The organism is Streptomyces sp. YIM S03343, assembly GCF_054729195.1.
This window is the reverse complement of record NZ_JBPUKX010000001.1, coordinates 7,021,972-7,041,987: the sequence shown is the minus strand read 5'-3', so window position 1 is coordinate 7,041,987 and position 20,016 is coordinate 7,021,972. Positions and strand designations below refer to the sequence as shown.

The 20,016-nt window shown below is 70.2% G+C and carries 20 protein-coding genes, 1 tRNA gene and 1 pseudogene; 13 read left to right on the top strand and 9 right to left on the bottom strand.

Going from position 1 to position 20,016, the window contains the following annotated elements:
* Position 1 precedes the first annotated feature (1 nt).
* Both ACSYGN_RS31115 and ACSYGN_RS31110 read left to right on the top strand, forming a co-directional pair.
* The gene (locus tag ACSYGN_RS31115; protein WP_460401479.1) at positions 2–928 is read left to right on the top strand and encodes an ABC transporter ATP-binding protein; all 927 of its coding nucleotides are present in this window, start codon (positions 2–4) and stop codon (positions 926–928) included.
* Positions 925–1,641, top strand: coding sequence for an ABC transporter ATP-binding protein (locus ACSYGN_RS31110; protein ID WP_460401477.1), 717 nt, complete (start codon positions 925–927; stop codon positions 1,639–1,641). The genes ACSYGN_RS31115 and ACSYGN_RS31110 overlap by 4 nt, the downstream gene beginning before the upstream one ends.
* A 90-nt stretch (positions 1,642–1,731) precedes the next feature.
* On the opposite strand, the gene ACSYGN_RS31105 is transcribed toward ACSYGN_RS31110, so the two are convergent.
* The gene (locus tag ACSYGN_RS31105; protein WP_460401475.1) at positions 1,732–2,406 is read right to left on the bottom strand and encodes an ANTAR domain-containing response regulator; all 675 of its coding nucleotides are present in this window, start codon (positions 2,404–2,406) and stop codon (positions 1,732–1,734) included.
* 100 nt (positions 2,407–2,506) lie between these two features.
* Between ACSYGN_RS31105 and ACSYGN_RS31100 the strand changes: the two genes are divergently transcribed.
* Positions 2,507–2,589: transfer RNA gene (locus tag ACSYGN_RS31100), tRNA-Leu, on the top strand.
* A gap of 159 nt (positions 2,590–2,748) precedes the next feature.
* On the opposite strand, the gene pyk is transcribed toward ACSYGN_RS31100, so the two are convergent.
* Both pyk and ACSYGN_RS31090 read right to left on the bottom strand, forming a co-directional pair.
* On the bottom strand, positions 2,749–4,185 hold the full coding sequence (gene pyk / locus ACSYGN_RS31095) for a pyruvate kinase (RefSeq protein WP_460401473.1): 1,437 nt from the start codon (positions 4,183–4,185) through the stop codon (positions 2,749–2,751).
* Between the two features lie 144 nt (positions 4,186–4,329).
* Positions 4,330–5,043, bottom strand: coding sequence for an SIMPL domain-containing protein (locus ACSYGN_RS31090; RefSeq protein ID WP_460401471.1), 714 nt, complete (start codon positions 5,041–5,043; stop codon positions 4,330–4,332).
* Positions 5,044–5,206: 163 nt separating this feature from the next.
* On the opposite strand from ACSYGN_RS31090, the gene ACSYGN_RS31085 reads away from it, so the two are divergent.
* On the top strand, positions 5,207–7,015 hold the full coding sequence (locus tag ACSYGN_RS31085) for a bifunctional metallophosphatase/5'-nucleotidase (protein ID WP_460401469.1): 1,809 nt from the start codon (positions 5,207–5,209) through the stop codon (positions 7,013–7,015).
* Positions 7,016–7,079: 64 nt separating this feature from the next.
* On the opposite strand, the gene pepN is transcribed toward ACSYGN_RS31085, so the two are convergent.
* Entirely contained in the window at positions 7,080–9,560 is a 2,481-nt protein-coding gene (gene pepN, locus ACSYGN_RS31080) for an aminopeptidase N (RefSeq protein WP_460401467.1), read from the bottom strand.
* 102 nt (positions 9,561–9,662) lie between these two features.
* On the bottom strand, positions 9,663–10,028 hold the full coding sequence (locus ACSYGN_RS31075; RefSeq protein ID WP_460401465.1) for a chorismate mutase: 366 nt from the start codon (positions 10,026–10,028) through the stop codon (positions 9,663–9,665).
* 272 nt (positions 10,029–10,300) lie between these two features.
* Between ACSYGN_RS31075 and ACSYGN_RS31070 the strand changes: the two genes are divergently transcribed.
* Entirely contained in the window at positions 10,301–11,203 is a 903-nt protein-coding gene (locus ACSYGN_RS31070; protein ID WP_460401463.1) for a hypothetical protein, read from the top strand.
* A 176-nt stretch (positions 11,204–11,379) separates the two neighbouring features.
* On the opposite strand, the gene ACSYGN_RS31065 is transcribed toward ACSYGN_RS31070, so the two are convergent.
* A complete protein-coding gene (locus ACSYGN_RS31065; protein WP_460401461.1) occupies positions 11,380–12,285 on the bottom strand; it encodes an SDR family oxidoreductase in 906 nt (301 codons plus the stop codon).
* Positions 12,286–12,323: 38 nt separating this feature from the next.
* Positions 12,324–13,073, bottom strand: coding sequence for an SDR family oxidoreductase (locus ACSYGN_RS31060; RefSeq protein WP_460401459.1), 750 nt, complete (start codon positions 13,071–13,073; stop codon positions 12,324–12,326).
* A gap of 102 nt (positions 13,074–13,175) precedes the next feature.
* Here ACSYGN_RS31060 and ACSYGN_RS31055 point away from each other — a divergent pair, with 102 nt between their 5' ends.
* The 8 genes and pseudogenes from ACSYGN_RS31055 (at position 13,176) to ACSYGN_RS31020 (ending at position 18,098) form a co-directional block, all read left to right on the top strand.
* On the top strand, positions 13,176–13,973 hold the full coding sequence (locus ACSYGN_RS31055; protein WP_460401457.1) for an enoyl-CoA hydratase family protein: 798 nt from the start codon (positions 13,176–13,178) through the stop codon (positions 13,971–13,973).
* Positions 13,974–14,822 carry a CoA transferase subunit A gene (locus ACSYGN_RS31050; protein ID WP_460401455.1) on the top strand — a complete coding sequence of 283 codons (849 nt, stop codon included), beginning with the start codon at positions 13,974–13,976 and terminating at the stop codon, positions 14,820–14,822.
* Positions 14,819–15,601, top strand: a complete 783-nt coding sequence (locus ACSYGN_RS31045) for a CoA-transferase subunit beta (protein WP_460401453.1) — start codon at positions 14,819–14,821, stop codon at positions 15,599–15,601. The genes ACSYGN_RS31050 and ACSYGN_RS31045 overlap by 4 nt, the downstream gene beginning before the upstream one ends.
* Entirely contained in the window at positions 15,601–16,680 is a 1,080-nt protein-coding gene (locus ACSYGN_RS31040; protein WP_460401451.1) for an NAD(P)H-dependent flavin oxidoreductase, read from the top strand. The genes ACSYGN_RS31045 and ACSYGN_RS31040 overlap by 1 nt, the downstream gene beginning before the upstream one ends.
* A gap of 239 nt (positions 16,681–16,919) precedes the next feature.
* The gene (locus ACSYGN_RS31035) at positions 16,920–17,240 is read left to right on the top strand and encodes a hypothetical protein (RefSeq protein WP_460401449.1); all 321 of its coding nucleotides are present in this window, start codon (positions 16,920–16,922) and stop codon (positions 17,238–17,240) included.
* A 137-nt stretch (positions 17,241–17,377) separates the two neighbouring features.
* Positions 17,378–17,587: pseudogene (locus ACSYGN_RS31030) on the top strand (hypothetical protein); the annotation flags it as partial.
* Positions 17,572–17,832 (top strand): type II toxin-antitoxin system Phd/YefM family antitoxin, encoded by a 261-nt coding sequence (locus ACSYGN_RS31025; protein ID WP_460401447.1) that lies wholly within the window; start codon positions 17,572–17,574, stop codon positions 17,830–17,832. The pseudogene ACSYGN_RS31030 and the gene ACSYGN_RS31025, both read left to right, overlap by 16 nt.
* Entirely contained in the window at positions 17,829–18,098 is a 270-nt protein-coding gene (locus ACSYGN_RS31020; RefSeq protein ID WP_460401445.1) for a type II toxin-antitoxin system RelE family toxin, read from the top strand. Before ACSYGN_RS31025 ends, ACSYGN_RS31020 begins: the two co-directional genes overlap by 4 nt.
* A 57-nt stretch (positions 18,099–18,155) precedes the next feature.
* Here the strand turns inward: ACSYGN_RS31020 and ACSYGN_RS31015 are convergent, their stop codons facing one another.
* Together ACSYGN_RS31015 and ACSYGN_RS31010 are read right to left on the bottom strand one after the other, a co-directional pair.
* A complete protein-coding gene (locus ACSYGN_RS31015; protein WP_460401443.1) occupies positions 18,156–19,313 on the bottom strand; it encodes an acetyl-CoA C-acetyltransferase in 1,158 nt (385 codons plus the stop codon).
* Positions 19,314–19,325: 12 nt separating this feature from the next.
* A complete protein-coding gene (locus ACSYGN_RS31010) occupies positions 19,326–19,991 on the bottom strand; it encodes a TetR/AcrR family transcriptional regulator (protein ID WP_460401441.1) in 666 nt (221 codons plus the stop codon).
* Positions 19,992–20,016: the final 25 nt, after the last annotated feature.

Sequence of the window (20,016 nt, the reverse complement as noted above, 5' to 3'; positions counted from 1 at the left end):
GATGACCACCGACACCATCCCCCAGGACGCCGCACCCGGCGCCTCCGCGCCCGGCGAGACCGTCCTCGACGCCCGCGGCGTCACCATGCGCTTCGGCGGTCTGACGGCCGTGCGGAACGTCGACCTGACCGTCAACAGCGGTGAGATCGTCGGCCTGATCGGCCCCAACGGCGCGGGCAAGACGACCTTCTTCAACTGCCTCACCGGCCTCTACGTCCCCACCGAGGGCGAGGTCCGCTACAAGGGCGACGTCCTCCCTGCGAAGTCGTTCAAGGTCACAGCCGCCGGCATCGCCCGCACCTTCCAGAACATCCGTCTGTTCGCCAACATGACGGTCCTGGAGAACGTGCTCGTCGGGCGCCACACCCGCACCAAGGAGGGCCTCTGGTCGGCCCTGCTGCGCGGCCCGGGCTTCCACCGCGCGGAGGCGGCCTCCCGCGCCCGCGCCATGGAGCTGCTGGAGTTCGTCGGACTGGGTGCAAAGGCCGAGCATCTCGCCCGCAATCTCCCCTACGGCGAGCAGCGCAAGCTGGAGATCGCCCGCGCGCTGGCCAGCGAACCGGGCCTGCTGCTCCTGGACGAGCCGACCGCCGGCATGAACCCGCAGGAGACCAGGGCCACCGAGGAGCTGGTCTTCGCGATCCGCGACCAGGGCATCGCGGTCCTCGTCATCGAGCACGACATGCGCTTCATCTTCAACCTCTGCGACCGCGTCGCCGTCCTGGTGCAGGGCGAGAAGCTCGTCGAGGGCGACAGCGCGACCGTGCAGGGCGACGAGCGGGTCGTCGCCGCGTACCTCGGCGAACCCTTCGAGAACGCTCCCGGCGACGAGGAGGCGGCCGAGGTAGAAGCGGCCGAGGCGCACGCCGGGCCCCCGCGGGCCGAGACCACGACGGACGCCGTGCCCGGCAAGGAGAACGACCGATGACCGCACTGCTCGAAGTCGAGGACCTCCGGGTCGCCTACGGCAAGATCGAGGCCGTCAAGGGCATCTCGTTCACGGTCGAGGCGGGCGAGGTCGTCACCCTGATCGGCACCAACGGGGCCGGCAAGACGACCACCCTGCGCACCCTCTCCGGGCTGCTGAAGCCGGTGGGCGGGCAGATCAGGTTCAACGGCAGGTCGCTGAAGAAGGTCCCGGCCCACCAAGTGGTCTCGCTGGGCCTCGCCCACTCCCCCGAGGGGCGGCACATCTTCCCGCGCATGACCATCGAGGACAATCTGCGTCTCGGCGCGTTCCTGCGCGGCGACCGGCCGGGCATCGAGAAGGACATCCAGCGCGCCTACAACCTCTTCCCCATCCTGGGCGAGCGGCGCAGGCAGGCTGCGGGCACCCTGTCGGGCGGCGAGCAGCAGATGCTGGCCATGGGGCGGGCGCTGATGTCCCAGCCGAAGCTGCTGATGCTGGACGAGCCGTCCATGGGTCTGTCGCCGATCATGATGCAGAAGATCATGTCGACGATCGCCGAGTTGAAGTCCCAGGGCACGACGATCCTCCTCGTCGAGCAGAACGCCCAGGCGGCGCTCTCGCTCGCCGACCACGGGCATGTCATGGAGGTCGGCAGCATCGTCCTGTCGGGCAGCGGCCAGGACCTGCTGCACGACGAGTCGGTGCGCAAGGCCTACCTCGGCGAGGACTGACACCTCCGTCGGCGGCCCGCCCGCCCGCACAGCCCGAGGCCCGCGCCCCTTTCTCCGGGGGCGCGGGCCTCGTGGCACGTCGGGGCGCTGTCAGCCCTTGTCGGCCTTCGCGGCCTTGGCGGCCTTCTTCTCGTTGCTGTCCTGGATCACGGCCTCGGCGACCTGCTGCATCGACATGCGGCGGTCCATGGAGGTCTTCTGGATCCACCGGAAGGCGGCCGGTTCCGTCAGCCCGTACTCCGTCTGGAGGACGGACTTCGCGCGGTCGACAAGCTTGCGGGTCTCCAGCCGCTGGGAGAGGTCGGCGACCTCCTGTTCCAGCTGCTTGAGCTCGGTGAACCGGGACACCGCCATCTCGATGGCCGGGACGACGTCGCTCTTGCTGAAGGGCTTCACCAGATACGCCATGGCACCGGCGTCCCTGGCCCGCTCGACGAGGTCGCGCTGCGAGAACGCGGTCAGCATCAGCACGGGGGCGATACGCTCGCCGGCGATCTTCTCGGCGGCGGAGATGCCGTCGAGCTTGGGCATCTTCACATCCAGGATGACCAGGTCCGGCTTGTGCTCACGGGCCAGCTCGACCGCCTGCTCACCGTCACCGGCCTCGCCGACGACCGAGTAGCCCTCTTCCTCCAGCATCTCTTTGAGATCGAGCCGGATCAGGGCCTCGTCCTCGGCGATGACGACACGGGTCGTCAGCGGAGGCACGTGCGACTTCTCGTCGTTCGGCTCGTCTGCGGGCTGAGTGGACTCGGGGGCGGTCACGGGGGGCTCCTTGGTGCGAGCAGGCCGGATTGTGCGCTAATGCAGCCTACCTAGAGGCGGGGGCATGTGGTGACCCGGTATGCTTCCGGAGGCCAGTCCTGCCGGGTTGGTGGAATGGCATACACGGATGTCTCAAACACATCTGCCTGAGAGGGCTTGCGGGTTCGAATCCCGCACCCGGCACTTCACCACGGAGGATCACCAGCCTGTGATCCTCCGTTTTTCCGTCCGTCGTGGCGATCGTTTCCGTACGGCGTGACATCGGTCCGCACGGCGTGACATCGGAAATGACACCGGGAACGCTGCCACGCCGTACGGCCTGGGCGGCTCGGCCGCACCCCGTCAGCTCAGGCAGTCGTCCTCGCCCACATGGTGGACCCGGACCAGGTTGGTGGTGCCGGGGCCGCCGGGAGGGGAGCCTGCTGTGATGATCACCGTGTCGCCCCGCTGGCAGCGGCCGTACTTCAGGAGCAGTTCGTCCACCTGGTCGACCATGGCGTCCGTGGAGTCGACGCGGGGGCCGAGGAAGGTCTCCACACCCCAGGTCAGGCTCAGCTGGGAGCGGGTCGCGGGCTCCGCGGTGAAGGCCAGCACCGGGATCGGGGAGCGGTAGCGGGAGAGGCGGCGGGCGGTGTCGCCCGACTGGGTGAAAGCGACCAGGAACCTCGCACCGAGGAAGTCCCCCAGTTCGGCGGCGGCCCGGGCCACCGAGCCGCCCTGGGTACGGGGCTTGCTGCTCTCCGTGAGCGGCGCGAGGCCCATGGCCAGCAGGTCCTCCTCGGCTGCCGCCACGATGCGGGCCATGGTGCGCACTGTCTCGATCGCGTACTTGCCGACGCTGGTCTCGCCGGACAGCATCACCGCGTCCGTGCCGTCGATGACCGCGTTGGCGACGTCGGAGGCCTCCGCGCGCGTCGGCCGCGAGTTGTCGATCATCGAGTCGAGCATCTGGGTGGCGACGATGACCGGCTTGGCGTTGCGCTTGGCGAGCTTGATCGCGCGCTTCTGGACGATCGGGACCTGTTCGAGGGGCATCTCGACGCCCAGGTCGCCGCGCGCGACCATGATGCCGTCGAAGGCGGCAACGATGTCGTCGATCGCCTCGACCGCCTGCGGCTTCTCCACCTTGGCGATCACGGGGACACGGCGGCCCTCCTCGTCCATGATCCGGTGGACGTCCTGGACGTCGCGGCCGCTGCGTACGAACGACAGCGCGACGACGTCGAAGCCCGTGCGCAGCGCCCAGCGCAGGTCCGCCTCGTCCTTCTTGGAGAGGGCGGGGACCGACACGGCGACGCCGGGCAGGTTGAGGCCCTTGTGGTCGGAGATCACGCCGCCCTCGACGACCGCGGTGCGCACCCGGGGGCCGTCGACGGAGGCGACTTCGAGGCAGACCTTGCCGTCGTCGACGAGGATGCGCTCGCCGGGGGTGACATCGGCGGCGAGGCCGGCGTAGGTGGTGCCGCAGATGTCGCGGTCGCCCTCGACGCCCTCCTCGACGGTGATGGTGAAGGTGTCCCCGCGTTCGAGGAGTACAGGGCCTTCGGAGAAGCGGCCGAGGCGGATCTTCGGGCCCTGGAGGTCGGCGAGGCAGCCGACGCTGCGGCCACTCTCGTCGGCGGCCTTGCGTACGCGCTGGTAGCGGTCCTCGTGCTCGGCGTAGCCGCCGTGGCTGAGGTTGAATCGGGCCACGTCCATACCTGCTTCGACCAAATCCTTGATCTGGTCGTATGTTTCGGTGGCTGGGCCCAGGGTACAAACAATCTTTGCTCGGCGCATGGTTCGAGACTATGCCCTTACCAACGGGTAAGGGCTCGACCTCACGTGACTGCCCAACAACCTTTGCATGAAAGGTTATTGACAACCGCCGAACGGTGCGGCAGGGCGCTCCGATGAGCATACGGATCACGCCGTGCGGTCAGGTCACAGCTGCGGCGGCAGCATCGTGAAGCGGGCGTTGACCTGTGCGTGGACGTGCTGGCGCTCGGGTTCGAGGTCGAGAGGCGTGGCCACCTCGCTCGCGCCGCCCGGGGCCGCCATGGCGCGCATACGGCCGGTGGCGCGGCCGTAGATCTCGGGGCTCTCCGCGCCGGTGTCGGCGAGTTCGACGAGCGCGGCGAGCGAGGTGCCGAGCGCCTCGGCGTATTCGCGGGCCCGCTGGACCGCCTCCCGTACGGCCTGCTGGCGTGCCTGGCGGTGGACGGGTGAGTCGGGGCGCAGGGCCCACCAGGGGCCGTCGACGCGGGTGAGTTCCAAGTCGGCGAGCCGGGTGGTGAGTTCGCCGAGTGCGGTGAAGTCGGCGAGTTCGGCGGTGAGACGGACGGCGCCGTGATAGGTGCGCACGCGTTCGCCGCGGCCGCGGGTGGTGAGTTCGGGTGTGAGGGAGAAGTGGCCGGTCTCCAGGCGCTCCACGGCGTCACCGTAGGACTTGACCAGGTCGAGGACGGCCGTGTTGCGGCGGGTGAGGTCCTCCAGGGCGGAGCGCCTGTCCTTGCCGCGGGCGGCGACGGTGATGCCGATCCTGGCAATCTCCGGGTCGACCTCGAGGTGCGCCTCCCCGCGGACGGCGATACGGGGAGCGTCGGGGGTGCCGTACGGCGTGGCGGCGGGCCGGGACTCCCCGGCGGGGATGGTCATACGTACCACTCTGTCACGCCTTGGCTGCTTACGGAGCATCAATTGTGCTTCCAGGTCACCCAATCGCAACCTTCCGGACCTGTTGCTGTCGGTCATGAGCGGGTCAGAATCTACGCGCGTCATCGACCGTTCACGCACCACTTCCTCACCAGGAGGACGAGACATGCCACTCAACCGCCGGAAGTTCATCAAGAAGTCCGCCGTGACCGGGGCGGGGGTGGCCCTGGCGGGGACGGCGGCGGCTCCGGCGGCGCAGGCCGCGGAGACCACGTCGGCGCACAAGCGGCCGGCGAAGCGGTACTCGCTCACCGTCATGGGCACGACCGACCTGCACGGGCACGTGTTCAACTGGGACTACTTCAAGGACGCGGAGTACGCCGACAAGGCCGGCAACGCGCAGGGCCTGGCCCGGATCTCGACGCTGGTGAACCAGGTCCGCGAGGAGAAGGGCCGCTGCAACACGCTGCTGCTGGACGCGGGTGACACGATCCAGGGCACCCCGCTGACGTACTACTACGCGAAGGTCGACCCGATCACCGCCAAGGGCGGGCCGGTGCATCCGATGGCGCAGGCGATGAACGCCATCGGCTACGACGCGGCGGCGCTCGGCAACCACGAGTTCAACTACGGCATCGAGACGCTGCGGAAGTTCGAGTCGCAGCTCCGTTTCCCGCTGCTCGGCGCGAACGCGGTGGACGCGAAGACGCTGCGGCCGGCGTTCCCGCCGTACTTCATCAAGAAGTTCCATGTGCCGGGTGCGCCGCCGGTGAAGGTGGCCGTGCTGGGTCTGACGAACCCGGGCATCGCGATCTGGGACAAGGCGTACGTCCAGGGGAAGCTGGCGTTCCCCGGTCTGGAGGAGCAGGCCGCGAAGTGGGTGCCGAAGCTGCGGTCGATGGGCGCGGACGTGGTCGTCGTGTCGGCGCACTCGGGCTCGTCGGGCACCTCGTCCTACGGTGACCAGCTCCCGTACGTCGAGAACGCGGCGGCGAATGTGGCGAAGCAGGTGCCCGGCATCGACGCGATTCTCGTCGGTCACGCGCATCTGGAGATCCCGGAACTCAAGGTCACCAACGACAAGACCGGCAAGACGGTCGTGCTGTCCGAACCGCTGTGCTACGCCGAGCGGCTGACGCTGTTCGACATCGAGCTGGTGCTGGAGAAGGGCAGGTGGACGGTGGAGTCGGTGTCCGCCTCGCTGCGCGACAGCAAGACGGTTGCCGACGACCCGGAGATCACCAAGCTGCTGACGGACGAGCACGCGAAGGTCGTGGAGTACGTCAATCAGGTCGTGGGCACGGCGACGGTCACCCTGACGACGGTCGAGGCGCGCTACAAGGACGCCCCGATCATCGACCTGATCACCAAGGTGCAGGAGGACGTGGTCAAGGCTGCGCTGGCGGGCACGCAGTACGCCTCGCTGCCGGTGATCGCGCAGGCGTCGCCGTTCTCACGGACGTCGGAGATCCCGGCCGGCAAGGTGACGATCAAGGATCTGTCTGGTCTGTACGTGTACGACAACACGCTGGTCGCGAAGCTGATGACGGGTGCGCAGATCCGTGCGTACCTGGAGTACTCGGCGCAGTACTTCGTACAGACGGCATCCGGCGTGGTGATCGACACGGAGAAGCTGACCAACGCGAACGGCCGCCCGGACTACAACTACGACTATGTGTCGGGCTTCCAGTACGACATCGACATCGCGCAGGCGGCGGGTTCGCGGATCAAGAACCTCACCTACAACGGTGCTGCACTGGACGACTCCCAGCAGTTCGTCCTGGCGGTGAACAACTACCGCGCCAACGGCGGCGGCGCGTTCCCGTATGTCGCGTCGGCGACCGAGCTGTGGTCGGAGTCCACGGAGATCCGCACCCGTATCGCGGAGTGGGTGACCGCGAAGGGTGTTCTGGACCCGAAGGACTTCGCGTCGGTCGACTGGAAGCTGACCCGCGACGGCACGCCGGTGTTCTGATCTCGTCCTCTCCGACAGGTCCTCACCCCTCCTGCGGGGGTGAGGACCCAGAGGGACGGCGATCCTATGCCTGGCGGACTCTCAGGGCGCGTGCCAGATCGTCCAGTTGGTCGGCGAGTCTGCGGCGCAGGGCGGGAATGGGGTCCGCATCGCGGAGGGCCTGCTCACCGAGGCGGAGGGTCTCGGGGTCGACGACGCAGGCCGGGAAGGCCCAGCGGCCCGCGGCCTCCGCGATGGCGGGGCCACGGCGGGCGGCGAGGGCGACCGCGTCCTCGTAGTAGCGCGGGACGTACCCGACGACCAGGTCGGCCTGTTCGGGCTGCCAGAAGCCCTGGGCGGTCGCGGTGAACAGGTAGTTGGACAGGTCGTCGGTGGCGAACATCGCCTCCCACGCGCGCGCCTTGGCGTCCGGGTCGGGCAGTGCGGCACGGCAGCGGGCGGCGCCCTCCTGGCCCGTGGCGCTGGGATCGCGGTCGAGTTCTGCGGCGACGGCGTCCTCGTCGACGGCGCCGAGGACGGCGAGCCGGCCGAGCACCCGCCAGCGCAGTTCGGGGTCGAGCTCGGGGCCGCCGGGCACGGTCCCGTCGGCGAGCCAGGCGGCGATGGTCTCGGGAAGCGCCGCAGCGTCGATGAAGTGGCGTACGGCGATGAGGCGCAGTCCGGGGCTGTCGCCGTCCTCGGTGCGGCGGATGAGGTCGCGGCACAGGGCCCTGAGGGTGGCGAGCGCGGCAGGGCGGTCCTGGGGGTCCAGATACCGGTCGGCGACCTGGGCCGAGGCGAAGGACAGGACGCCCTGGACGACGGCGAGGTCCTTCTCGCGCGGGAGGTGGGCGCGGGCGGCCTCCAGATAGGCACCGGGCGGCAGTTCGCCGTCGCGGACGGCATCCCTGAGCGCATTCCACACGACCGCGCGCGTGAGGGGTTCGGGCAGCCCGGACAGGCCGGTGCGGACGGCGTCGAAGGAGCCGTCGTCGAAGCGGATCTTGGTGTAGGTGAGGTCGTTGTCGTTGAGCAGGAGCAGCGCGGGGCGTTTACCGAGGGGCAGCGGCGCGGTCTGCGGCACGTCGAGGTCGAGGCGGTGGCGCAGGACGAGGCGGCCCTCGTCGAGGTCGTCGTCGTAGAGGCCTACGGCGATGCGGTGCGGGCGGCTTCCGGCGCGCTGCACGGTCAGGGCGCAGGTGCCGTTGTCGCCGGGGGTGATGTGCGGGGTGAGGGTGTCGACACCGGTGGTGCGCAGCCAGGCGTCGGCCCAGGCGTGGACGTCGCGTTCGGTGGCGCCGGAGAGGGAGTCGATGAAGTCGGCGAGGGTGGCGTTGCCGAACCGGTGGTGCGCGAAGTGGGCGTTGATGCCGGCCAGGAAGTCCTTCTCGCCGAGCCAGGCGACGAGCTGGCGCAGTGCGGAGGCGCCCTTGGCGTAGGAGATGCCGTCGAAGTTGAGCAGCGCGGAGGCCGTGTCGTCGACGGCCTCGGGGGCGACGGGGTGGGTGGAGGGGCGCTGGTCGGCGTCGTAGCCCCAGGACTTGCGGGACACGCCGAAGTCGACCCAGGTGTCGGTGTAGCGGGTCGCCTCGATGAGGGTCTGGTAACCCATGTACTCGGCGAAGGACTCGTTGAGCCAGATGTCGTCCCACCACTTGAGGGTGACGAGGTCGCCGAACCACATGTGGGCCATCTCGTGGGCGACGACCATGCCGCGCACCTGGCGCTCGGTGTCGGTGACGGCGGATCGGAAGACGAACTCGTCGCGGAAGGTGACCAGGCCGGGGTTCTCCATGGCGCCCGCGTTGAACTCGGGGACGAACGCCTGGTCGTAGGAGTCGAAGGGGTAGGGCTCCTCGAACTTGTCGTGGTAGCGGTCGAAGCACGCGCGCGTGATGTCGAGGAGTTCGTCGGCGTCGGCGTCGAGGTAGGGGGCGAGGGAGCGGCGGCAGTGCAGTCCGAAGGGCAGGCCGCGGTGTTCGGTGACCACGGAGTGCCAGGGGCCCGCGGCGACGGCGACGAGGTAGGTGGAGATCAGCGGGGTGGGTGCGGCCTTCCAGTGGCCCTCCGCCGTGCGTTCGGTGACGCCGTTGGCGAGGACGGTCCAGTCCTCGGGGGCGGTGACGGTCAGCTCGAAGACGGCCTTGAGGTCGGGCTGGTCGAAGGCGGCGAAGACGCGCTGCACATCGTCCATGAAGAGCTGGGTGTAGACGTAGGTCTCGCCGTCGGTGGGGTCGGTGAAGCGGTGCATGCCCTCGCCGGTGCGGGAGTAGCGCATGGCCGCGTCGACGCGCAGTTCGTGCTCGCCCGCGCCGAGTCCTGCCAGCGGCAGCCGGTTGCCGTCCAGGGTGCCGGGATCGAGGGGCTGTCCGTCGAGGGCGACGGAACGCAGCTCGGCCGGCTTCAGCTCGACGAACGTGTCGGTGTCCGCACGCGCGGTGAACCTGACGACGGTACGGGAGCCGAAGGTCTCGTCCCCGGTCGTCAGATCGAGGTCGATCGTGTACCGGTGTACGTCGAGGAGCTCGGCACGGGTCTGCGCTTCGTCGCGCGTGAGTACGGACATGGACGACATGCTGCCCGATAGCACTGACAAGGCACAGGGGCCGACCGGTACGAGCGCTATGTCCGCTTGTGTGCGGGCGTGGTCCGCCGGGGCCCGGTGATGTCACACCGTCCGGCCGGTCGCCGGTGGTGAGTGGTTTCCCGCGTCATCGGCGATGCGCTCGTGGTGCCGGATGACCTCGGCGATGATGAAGTTGAGGAATTTCTCGGCGAACGCCGGGTCGAGTCTGGCGTTCTCGGCGAGGGAACGCAGCCGCGCGATCTGGCGTGCCTCGCGGGCCGGATCGGCGGGCGGCAGCTGATGCGCGGCCTTGAGGTGGCCGACCTGCTGGGTGCACTTGAAGCGTTCGGCGAGCATATGAACGACGGCGGCGTCGATGTTGTCGATGCTCTCGCGCAGCCTGGCGAGCTCCTGGCGCACGGCCGGGTCGACATGTCCGGGTCCGGTGCCGGTGTTGCTGGTGGTCATGGGGGCCCACCCTATGGGGTGGAGGGCCGGTGGTCCGTCGGCGGGACCGTGCGGGGGGCGGGGTGCGGGCGGGGCTGCGGTTGCTCCATCGGGGTGATCCGGCGGTGCGGGGGAACCGGCCGTCGGCGGCGGCCGTTCCACCATCGACGGGCACGACCGGGCGGACCCGTCGGGAGCCGACCTCACCAGCGAAGGAGGGAACGACCAATGAGAATCCCCTCACCTCCGCATACAGTGGAATCGAGTTCAGGGCGTCTTTGGGGGTACGGGACGTGGCGGACGACGGACCGGTCGTGCACGGCTACCCACATCTGGAGACGGTGCGGGCAGCCGTCACCGCGCTCTACAGACGGCTGTCGTACGACACCATCCAGACCTTCTCGACCAGCGTCGCCCCCGCCGACGTGGCCTTCTGCGACACCGACGACCTGCATCTGGGGGCACAGCGGGTGGCCCGCGAGATCGTCCGGCACCTCCGGCTGCCGGACGCCCGGCTGATCGTCAGCTTCCGCGAGATGACCCATGCGGCGAACGTCGAACTCGCCGCGGGCCCGGAGTACTTCGTGGAGCTGAACGACCGGTTCCGCACGCACCGCAGGGACATCGGCGCGGCCTTGGCCCACGAGGTGATGCATGTCTATCTGCACCGCGCGGACCTCGCCTTTCCGACGACCGCGGAGAACGAGATCCTCACGGACACGGCGACCACGTATCTGGGCGCGGGCTGGCTGCTGCTCGACGCCTACCGGGAGGACTCGGCGTCGTCGCAGAAGCTGGGCTACCTCACGCCGGAAGAGTTCGGGTACGTCCTGGCCAAGCGGTCCCTGGTGTTCGCCGAGGACCCCTCGGTCTGGTTCACCAGCCCGCAGGCGTACACGGCTTTCGAGAAGGGCATGGTCCAGGCCCGCCGTGACGAGCAGCAGCCCCCGCTGACGGCGGCGGGCTGGGCGGGCCGCCGCCGCTACGCCCGCGACCGGCGCCACGCCCAGGACCTGCACCCCTCCCCCGCCGGCCCGCTGTCCGGGGTGCCCTACAGCTTCACCCCCGACAGCCGGGGCCCACTGCGGGTGTCCTTCCCGTGCCCGACCTGCCACCAGCGGATCCGGGTCCCGGTGAAGGGCCGGATGCGGGCACGCTGCGGACTGTGCCGGACGGTGCTGGAGTGCGATACGTAGGCCCTGGGTGGGTGGGGGAACGGGGGCGTATTGGGGCGGGGCGGGGTGGGGCGGTAGGGCATGGGCGGGAGGGAGGGAGGGGAGGGGGGAGGGCCCTCGGACGTAGTGGGTCCGGTCCGGGTGGGACGGGTCGGCCAGGACAGGACGAGTCGGGTCGGTCAGGACGGGACGGGCGGTCAGGCGCCGTAGGCACGGCTCGGGGGTGCTGCCTCGGAGAGGAGTTTCAGTGCCGTCTCCCCCGCCTCCGCCGGGGTGTGGCGGTTGTGTCTGTCGGCGGTGGGGCCGGGATGCCAGCCCTCCATGACGGTGATCCGGCCGCCCTCGGCTTCGAAGACCCGGCCGGTGACTCCGGCGCTGGCGGCGGAGCCGAGCCAGACCACGAGGGGGGAGACGTTCTCCGGGGCCATGGCGTCGAAGCCGGTGTCGGGGGCGGTCATGGTGTCGGCGAAGGTGTGTTCCGTCATACGGGTGCGGGCGGCGGGCGCTACGGCGTTCACTCCGACGCCGTAGCGGGCCAGTTCGGCCGCGGCGACCAGGGTGAGGCCGATGATCCCGGCCTTGGCAGCGCTGTAGTTGGCCTGTCCGACCGAGCCGAGCAGGCCCGCGCCGCTGCTGGTGTTGACCACCCGTGCCACGGGTGTACGGCCGGCCTTGGTCTCGGCCCGCCAGTGTGTGGCGGCGTGTTTCAGGGGCAGGAAGTGGCCTTTGAGGTGGACGCGCATCACGGCGTCCCAGTCGTCCTCGTCGAGGTTGACGAGCATACGGTCGCGCAGGAAGCCGGCGTTGTTGACGAGGGTGTCGAGGCGGCCGTAGGTCTCCAGGGCGGTGCGGATCAGGGACGCGGCGCCGTCGGTCGTGGCGATGTCTCCGCCGTGGGCCACGGCCTCGCCACCCGCGGAGCGGATCTCCGCCACGACCAGGTCGGCGGGGCTGCCCGCGCCGGGATTGCCGTCGAGGCCGACGCCCAGGTCGTTGACGACGACCCGGGCGCCCTCTGCGGCGAACGCGAGGGCGTGGGCGCGTCCGAGGCCGCGTCCGGCGCCGGTGACGGCGACGACGCGGTCCTCGCTGAGTGCGGTCATCTCGTTTCTCCTTGTCTTTGTCGGCCGTGTCAGCCGTGTCAGCCGTCGTCTCTGCCGGCCGTCGCTGCGGTGAGGAACGCGGGCCGCTCGCCGCCACCGTGCACCTGGAGGCTGGCCCCGCTGATGTAGGCGGCGGAGGCGGAGGCGAGGAAGACCGCGGCGGCGCCGATGTCGGAGGGCGCGGCCAGCCGTCCGAGCGGGACGGTGGCGGCGACTGCCGCGATGGCCTCGTCACCGCCGTAGTGGAGGTGGGCGAGTTCGGTGTGGACCATGCCGACGACCAGGGTGTTGACGCGGACCTCCGGCGCCCACTCCACCGCCATGGAGCGGGCCAGGTTCTCCAGTCCCGCCTTGGCCGCACCGTAGGCGGCCGAGCCGGGCGAGGGGCGGGTGGCGCTGACGCTGCCGATCATCACGACGCAGCCCCGGGTGCGCCGCAGTTGCTCGTAGGCGGCGAGGGAGGCCGTGAGCGGGGTGACGAGATTGAGTTCGATCACCCGTGCATGGCGTTCGGCGTCGGCGTCGGCCAGCAGCCGGTGGGGGGTGCCGCCGGCGTTGTTGACGAGGACGTCGAGCCGTGGCAGGGCATCGAAGAAGGCGCGCACAGCGGGCGGGTCACGCAGGTCGAGAGGGGTGAACTCGACGCCACCGAGCGGTACTTCGGGCGGTCTGCGGGCGCAGACGAGGACCCGGGCGCCGGTGGCGGCGAAGGCGCTCGCGATCCCGGCGCCGACGCCGCGGGTGCCTCCGGTGACGACGACGGTTGTGCGGTGGGGCGAGTTGTCCACAGGCTCTCCCGCTCCTCTGCTCCGGCTGCTAGCGTCGAAGACCTCACACCTAACAAATGTTTGGTGGAAAGGCAGCTGAGTGCGAAGGTAGCTGATGCGTCCATGGGTGTCTCCACCTCGTCCCCGCGAAAGGGGATTTCGCTCGTCACGGTCGACTTCCCACCGGTGAACGCGGTGCCGGTGGCCGGCTGGTTCGCGCTGGCCGACGCCGTGCGCTCGGCGGGCCGCGATCCGCAGGTGCGGTGCGTGGTGCTGGGCGCGGAGGGGCGTGGGTTCAACGCGGGTGTGGACATCAAGGAGATACAGACGGGCGGGCAGGGCGCGCTGCTGGGTGCCAACCGGGGCTGCGCGGAGGCGTTCGGGGCTGTGTACGAGTGCGAGGTGCCGGTGGTCGCGGCGGTGCACGGCTTCTGTCTGGGCGGCGGCATAGGCCTGGCCGGGAACGCGGATGTGATCGTGGCGAGCGAGGACGCGGTGTTCGGGCTGCCCGAGCTGGACCGGGGTGCGCTGGGCGCGGCCACCCATCTCGCTCGGCTGGTGCCGCAGCATCTGATGCGGGCGCTGTATTACACCTCGCGCACGGCGAGCGCGGCCGAGCTGCATGCGCACGGCTCGGTGTGGCGGGTGGTGCCGCGGGACCGGCTGCGTACCGCTGCGCTGGAGCTGGCCGGGGAGATCGCCGCGAAGGACGGTGAGCTGATCCGTCTGGCCAAGGCGGCGATCAACGGCATAGACCCGGTCGATGTGCGCCGGAGCTACCGCTTCGAGCAGGGCTTCACCTTCGAGGCGGGGCTGAGCGGGGTGGGTGACCGGGTGCGTGACGCCTTCGGGAGGCAACCGAGGCAGGGGAGGGCCCTTGGGACGGAGGAGGCCCTCGGGACGGCGAGGGAGGGGGTGTAGATGGCGGACAAGACGATGACGGCCGACGAGGCCGTCTCCCGGCTGACCGACGGAATGACCCTCGGCATCGGCGGCTGGGGTTCCCGCCGCAAGCCGATGGCGCTGGTCAGGGCATTGCTCCGGTCTGGGATCGGCGATCTGACCGTGGTCTCGTACGGTGGCCCGGACGTCGGCATGCTGGCTGCCGCGGGCCGGATCCGCAGACTGGTCACGGCCTTCGCCACCCTCGACTCGATCCCCCTCGAACCGCACTACCGGGCGGCGCGCGAGCGGGGGGCGTTCGAGCTGACGGAGGTCGACGAGGCGATGTTCATGTGGGGGCTGCGCGCGGCGGCGAACCGGCTGCCTTTCCTGCCGGTGCGGGCGGGCGTCGGGTCGGATGTGATGCGGGTCAACCCGGACCTGCGGACGGTCGTTTCGCCCTACGAGGACGGGGAGACGTTCGTCGCGATGCCGGCGCTGCGGCTGGACGCGGCCCTGGTCCATGTCAACCGCGCCGACCGGCTGGGCAACGGGCAGTGCCTGGGGCCGGACCCGTACTTCGACGATCTGTTCTGCGCGGCGGCGGACACGGCGTACATGTCGTGCGAGCGGATCGTGGACACGGCCGAGCTGACGAAGGAGGCGGCGCCGCAGAGTCTGCTGATCAAGCGTCATGTGGTGACGGGTGTGGTGGAGGCTCCCAGCGGGGCGCACTTCACGTCCTGCGCACCGGACTACGGGCGGGACGAGGCGTTCCAGCGGGCGTACGCGGGCGCGTCCTGGCCGGAGTTCGCGGGGCGGTTTCTCGGCGGGGACGAGCGGGCGTACGGGTCGGCGGTGCGGGCCTGGCACGAGGAGCGGTCATGACTACACGGTCTCCCGACAGCCCGTCCCATGCGGCGGCGGAGTACACGCCGTCCCTCCCCACCCGCGCCGAGTACTGCGTGATCGCCTGTGCCGAGGCATGGCGCGGGGCCGGTGAGATCCTGGCGAGCCCGATGGGCCTGATCCCCTCGGTGGGCGCACGGCTGGCCAGGCTCACCTTCGCGCCGGACCTGCTGCTGACCGACGGCGAGGCGATGCTGGTGGGTCCGGACGGCACGGTGGAGGGCTGGTTGCCGTACCGGCAGCATCTGGAACTGGTGGCCGGGGGCCGACGGCACGTGATGATGGGCGCGAGCCAGATCGACCGGTTCGGCAACCAGAACATCTCGTGCATCGGTGACTGGGCGCGTCCCGCGCGGCAGTTGCTCGGGGTGCGGGGTGCAACGGTGAACACGCTGAACAATCCGACGAGTTACTGGATCCCGAGACACTCACGGCGGGTGTTCGTGGCGAAGGTCGACATGGTGTGCGGGGTGGGGTACGACAGGGCGGCCGCGCATCCGGGTACGGCCCGCTATCACCGCATCGGGCGGGTGGTCTCCGACCTCGGTGTGTTCGACTTCGCCACGCCGGACCGGTCGATGCGGCTGGCGTCGGTCCATCCCGGGGTGAGCGTGGACCAGGTGCGGGAGGCGACCGGGTTCGCGCTGACCGTGCCGGAGGAGGTGCCTGCGACGAGGGAGCCGAGTGCGGCGGAGCTGCGGCTGATCCGTGAGGTGATCGATCCGGGGAACACCCGGGTGAGGGAGGTGGGGGGCTAGTGGAGACCGCGTTCACCAGGCTGGTCGGGGTCCGCCGTCCCATCGTGCAGACCGGGATGGGCTGGGTGGCGGGTCCGCGGCTGGTGTCGGCGGTGGCGGAGGCGGGGGCGCTGGGGATCCTGGCGTCGGCGACGATGACGCCGGACCGGCTGCGTGAGGCGATACGGGAGGTCAGGTCCCGTACGGCGGCGCCGTTCGGGGTGAATCTGCGGGCCGACGCGGCGGACGCGGCCGACCGGGTGCGGATCATGATCGACGAGGGGGTCCGGGTGGCGTCGTTCGCTCTCGCTCCGTCGCGGGAGCTGATCGCGGAGCTGAAGGAGGCCGGTGTGGTCGTCGTCCCGTCGGTGGGGGCGCGACGGCACGCCGAGAAGGTGGCCGCGTGGGGTGCGGACGCGGTGATCGTGCAGGGTGGCGAGGGCGGCGGGCACACCGGGGAGGTGGCGACGACGGTGCTGCTGCCGCAGGTGGTGGACGCGGTGCGGATACCCGTCGTCGCGGCGGGCGGTTTCTTCGACGGCCGGGGTCTGGTCGCCGCGCTGGCCTACGGGGCGGCGGGGGTGGCGATGGGTACGCGGTTCCTGCTGACGTCGGAGTCGACGGTGCCGGACGCGGTGAAGGCGCGTTATCTGGCAGCGGCGGTACGGGATGTGACGGTCACCCGGGCGGTCGACGGTCTGCCGCACCGGATGCTGCGCACGGACCTCGTCGACTCGCTGGAGAGCGCGGGCCGCACCCGCGCCCTGCTCCGCGCGGCCCGCCACGCGGCGGCCTTCCGCAGACTCTCCGGCCTCACCTGGCCCGAACTCCTCCGAGACGGCCACGCAATGAGACACGGCAGATCCCTGACCTGGAGCCAGACCCTCCTCGCGGCGAACACCCCGATGCTGCTGAGATCGGCGATGGTGGACGGCCGAACCGACCTCGGCGTGATGGCCGCAGGCCAGGTGACGGGCCTGATCGAGGACCTGCCGTCCTGCGCGCAACTGGTGGACCGGGTGATGTCCGAGGCCGGGGAGGCCTTGGCCGCACTGAGAACGGTCGCACGAGAGCCCACGGCAAAAACCACGGACGGCTGACTGAGTCCGCGGTGGAAGTTCTGGAAACAGCGGCCTCGAGGTGGCTGGGAATGGGGGCGTAGGCGGCTTCGGCGGGGCCTCGGGCTCGACTCGGGCGGGTTTCGTACCCGTGGCACCGACCGCGGCCGGGCAGGAGCTCACCCGCCTGTTCATGCCCTCGGCAGATCTGCTCTGACCTGGTGTTTCTCAGGGATCTGCCTAGGCTGGGGGCTCCGTGCAACGGCATCGGAGGGGATTGCGTGAGCGCTGAAGCCGCCGGATACGACGCCAGCCACATCAAGGTGTTGGAGTGGCCGCATGTCATTCGCAAGCGGCCCGGTATGTATGTGGGCTCGACCGGGGAACGCGGCCTGCACCACCTGGTGTTCGAGGTCGCCGACCGGGCGGTGAGCGAGGTTCTGGACGGCCGGGCGAGCTGCGTCGATGTCGCCCTCATGACCGATGGGGGTGTGCGGGTCGCCGACGACGGTCCAGGGGTGCCCGTCAAGGCCACCGGGGACAGAAGCGGTCCCGGTCTCGAAGCCCTGCTGACCCCGTTTCAGCGGGGTACGGCCTCTTGACCGCCACACCGTGTGCATGGGCTTCGTCGGCGGCGGGCCCTGTGTCACCAACGCCTTGTCCAGCCGACTGACGGCCGAGGTGCGGCTCGAGGGAGTGCGTTGGGTCCAGGAGTACGCGCGGGGCGTCGCGCTCGCCGCGCACGGACCTGGGGGTGATGGCCGCGGGCCAGGTGGCCGGCTTGATCGAGGACCTGCTGTCGTGCGCGGAACTGGTGAACCGGGTGATGTCCGAGGCCGAGGAGACCATGGCCGAGCTGGGCGCGGTCACGCCGGAGCGCACGCCGACCAACAACAAACTAGCCGTGTACACGTTCACGTGTACACTGTGGTCATGTCCGAGTCTTTGAGTATCCGTGAAGCACGCGCCGGGTTCGCCACGATCCTCAGCAAGGCGGAGGCAGGCGCAGCAACCGTCATAACACGCAACGGCAAGCCGGTCGCGGCACTCGTGCCCATGTCCGACTACGACGCGCTTGAGGAAGCTGCCGACGAACTACTGGCGCGGGAGGCACTCCAGCACCTGGACGAGCCGACAGTGACCATGGCCGAGGTTCTCGCCGACCTCTTCAAAGAGGACCACGACGCCGCGTGAAGTATGCATTCCGTTTCACTGCCACCGCCCAGCGGCAACTCCGGGCCATCGACCGCACGAGCGCGATGCGTATCCTGACCGCCCTCACGCGGCTCGGTGACGACCCTTACCGCGACGACGCCGATGTGAAAAGGCTATCCGGGCACGACGAGCTCTACCGTCTCCGGGTCGGCGACTTTCGTGTCGCCTATTGCATCGATGACGGCCAGCTGATCATCCTCGTGGTCAAGGTCGGCAACCGGTGCGATGTGTACCGGTCACTGTGACGCCCCAAGGTGCGAGCGGGTCAAGCGTTCGAGGAGCCGCTCCCGCCCGCAGCCCCCTCACAGCCGTTCGATGATCGTCACGTTGGCCTGGCCGCCGCCCTCGCACATGGTCTGGAGGCCGTAGCGGGTTGCGGTGCGTTCCAGTTCGTGGAGGAGGGTGGTCATCAGTCTGGCGCCGGTGGCGCCGAGGGGGTGGCCGAGGGCTATGGCGCCGCCATTGACGTTGACCTTGGACGGGTCGGCGCCGGTTTCCTTCAGCCAGGCGAGGACTACCGGGGCGAAAGCCTCGTTGATCTCGACCAGGTCGATGTCGTCAATGGTGAGGCCGGTCTTCTTCAGGGCGTGCGCGGTGGCCGGGATCGGGGCGGTGAGCATGCGGATGGGGTCCTCGCCGCGTACGGAGAGGTGGTGGACGCGGGCGCGGGGGCGCAGGCCGTGTTCGCGTACGGCGCGTTCGGAGGCCAGCAGCAGGGCCGCCGCGCCGTCGGAGACCTGGGAGGAGCAGGCGGCGGTGACGGTGCCGCCGTCGATGACCGGCTTGAGCGCGGCCATCTTCTCCAGTGAGGTGTCCCGGCGCGGGCCCTCGTCGGCGGTGACGTCGCCGTAGGGCACTGTCTCGCGAGCGAAGCGGCCCTCGTCGGCCGCGCGGAGGGCACGGCGGTGGGAGCGCAGGGCGAACTCCTCCTGGTCGTGGCGGGTGATGCCCCACTTGGCGGCGATCATCTCGGCGCCGGCGAACTGGTTGACGGGCCGGTCCCCGTAGCGGGTGCGCCAGCCGGTGCTGCCCGCGAAGGGGCCCTGGGTGAGGCCGAGCGGTTCGGCGGCCTGGCGGGTGGCGAAGGCTATGGGGATCATCGACATGTTCTGCACACCCCCGGCGACCACCAGGTCCTGGGTGCCGGACAGCACGCCCTGCGCGGCGAAGTGCACGGCCTGCTGGGAGGAGCCGCACTGCCGGTCCACGGTCACGCCGGGCACCTCCTCGGGCAGCCCGGCGGCCAGCCAGCAGGTGCGGGCGATGTCGCCGGCCTGCGGGCCGACGGCGTCGAGGCAGCCGAAGACGACGTCCTCGACGGCGGCCGGGTCCACGCCGGTCCGCTCCATCAGGGCGGTCAGGACGTGCGCGCCCAGGTCGGCCGGGTGTACCCCAGCGAGTCCTCCGCCGCGCCGCCCGACGGGCGTGCGGACCGCTTCGACGATGTATGCCTCGGCCACGGTGGGTTCTCCTTACGGCTCTTCGCGTACGGCGATCCCGTCCAGCACCATCGACAGGTACTGCCGGGCGATCTCCTCGGGGCTGTGCTGTCCGCCGGGCCGGTACCAGGACGCGGCGACCCAGACGGTGTCGCGCACGAAGCGGTAGGTGAGCCGGATGTCGAGGTCGGACCGGAAGACCCGGTCGGCGACGCCGCGCTCCAGCGTGGACAGCCATGCCTTCTCGAACTTGCGCTGCGACTCGGCGAGGAACGCGAAGCGCTCCTGCACGGCGAGTTGCTTGCTCTCCTTCTGGTAGATCGCGACGGCGGCGCGGTGCCGGTCGATCTCCCGGAACGACTCGGTGACCAGGGCCTCCAGTGTCTCGCGGGGCCCGAGTGCGGCGGCGAGGACGGTGTCGTAGCCGTCCCACAGCTCGTCGAGGAAGGTCCGCAGGATCTCCTCCAGCATCGATTCCTTGGAGTCGAAGTGGTAGTAGAGGCTGCCCGCGAGGAGTCCCGCGTGGTCGGCGATCCTGCGCACGGTGGTGGCGTTGTAGCCCTGTTCGGCGAAGACCTCGGCGGCGGTGTGGAGGAGTTCGCCGCGGCGGTCGCGGGCGGCGGCACCGGTCGCGGCGGGCTCCGGGGCGGTCGCGGCGGGCTCGGGGGCGGTCACCTGGGGCTTCTTCTTGGTCGGCACGCGTCCATTGTCGTCCGCCCGTCCG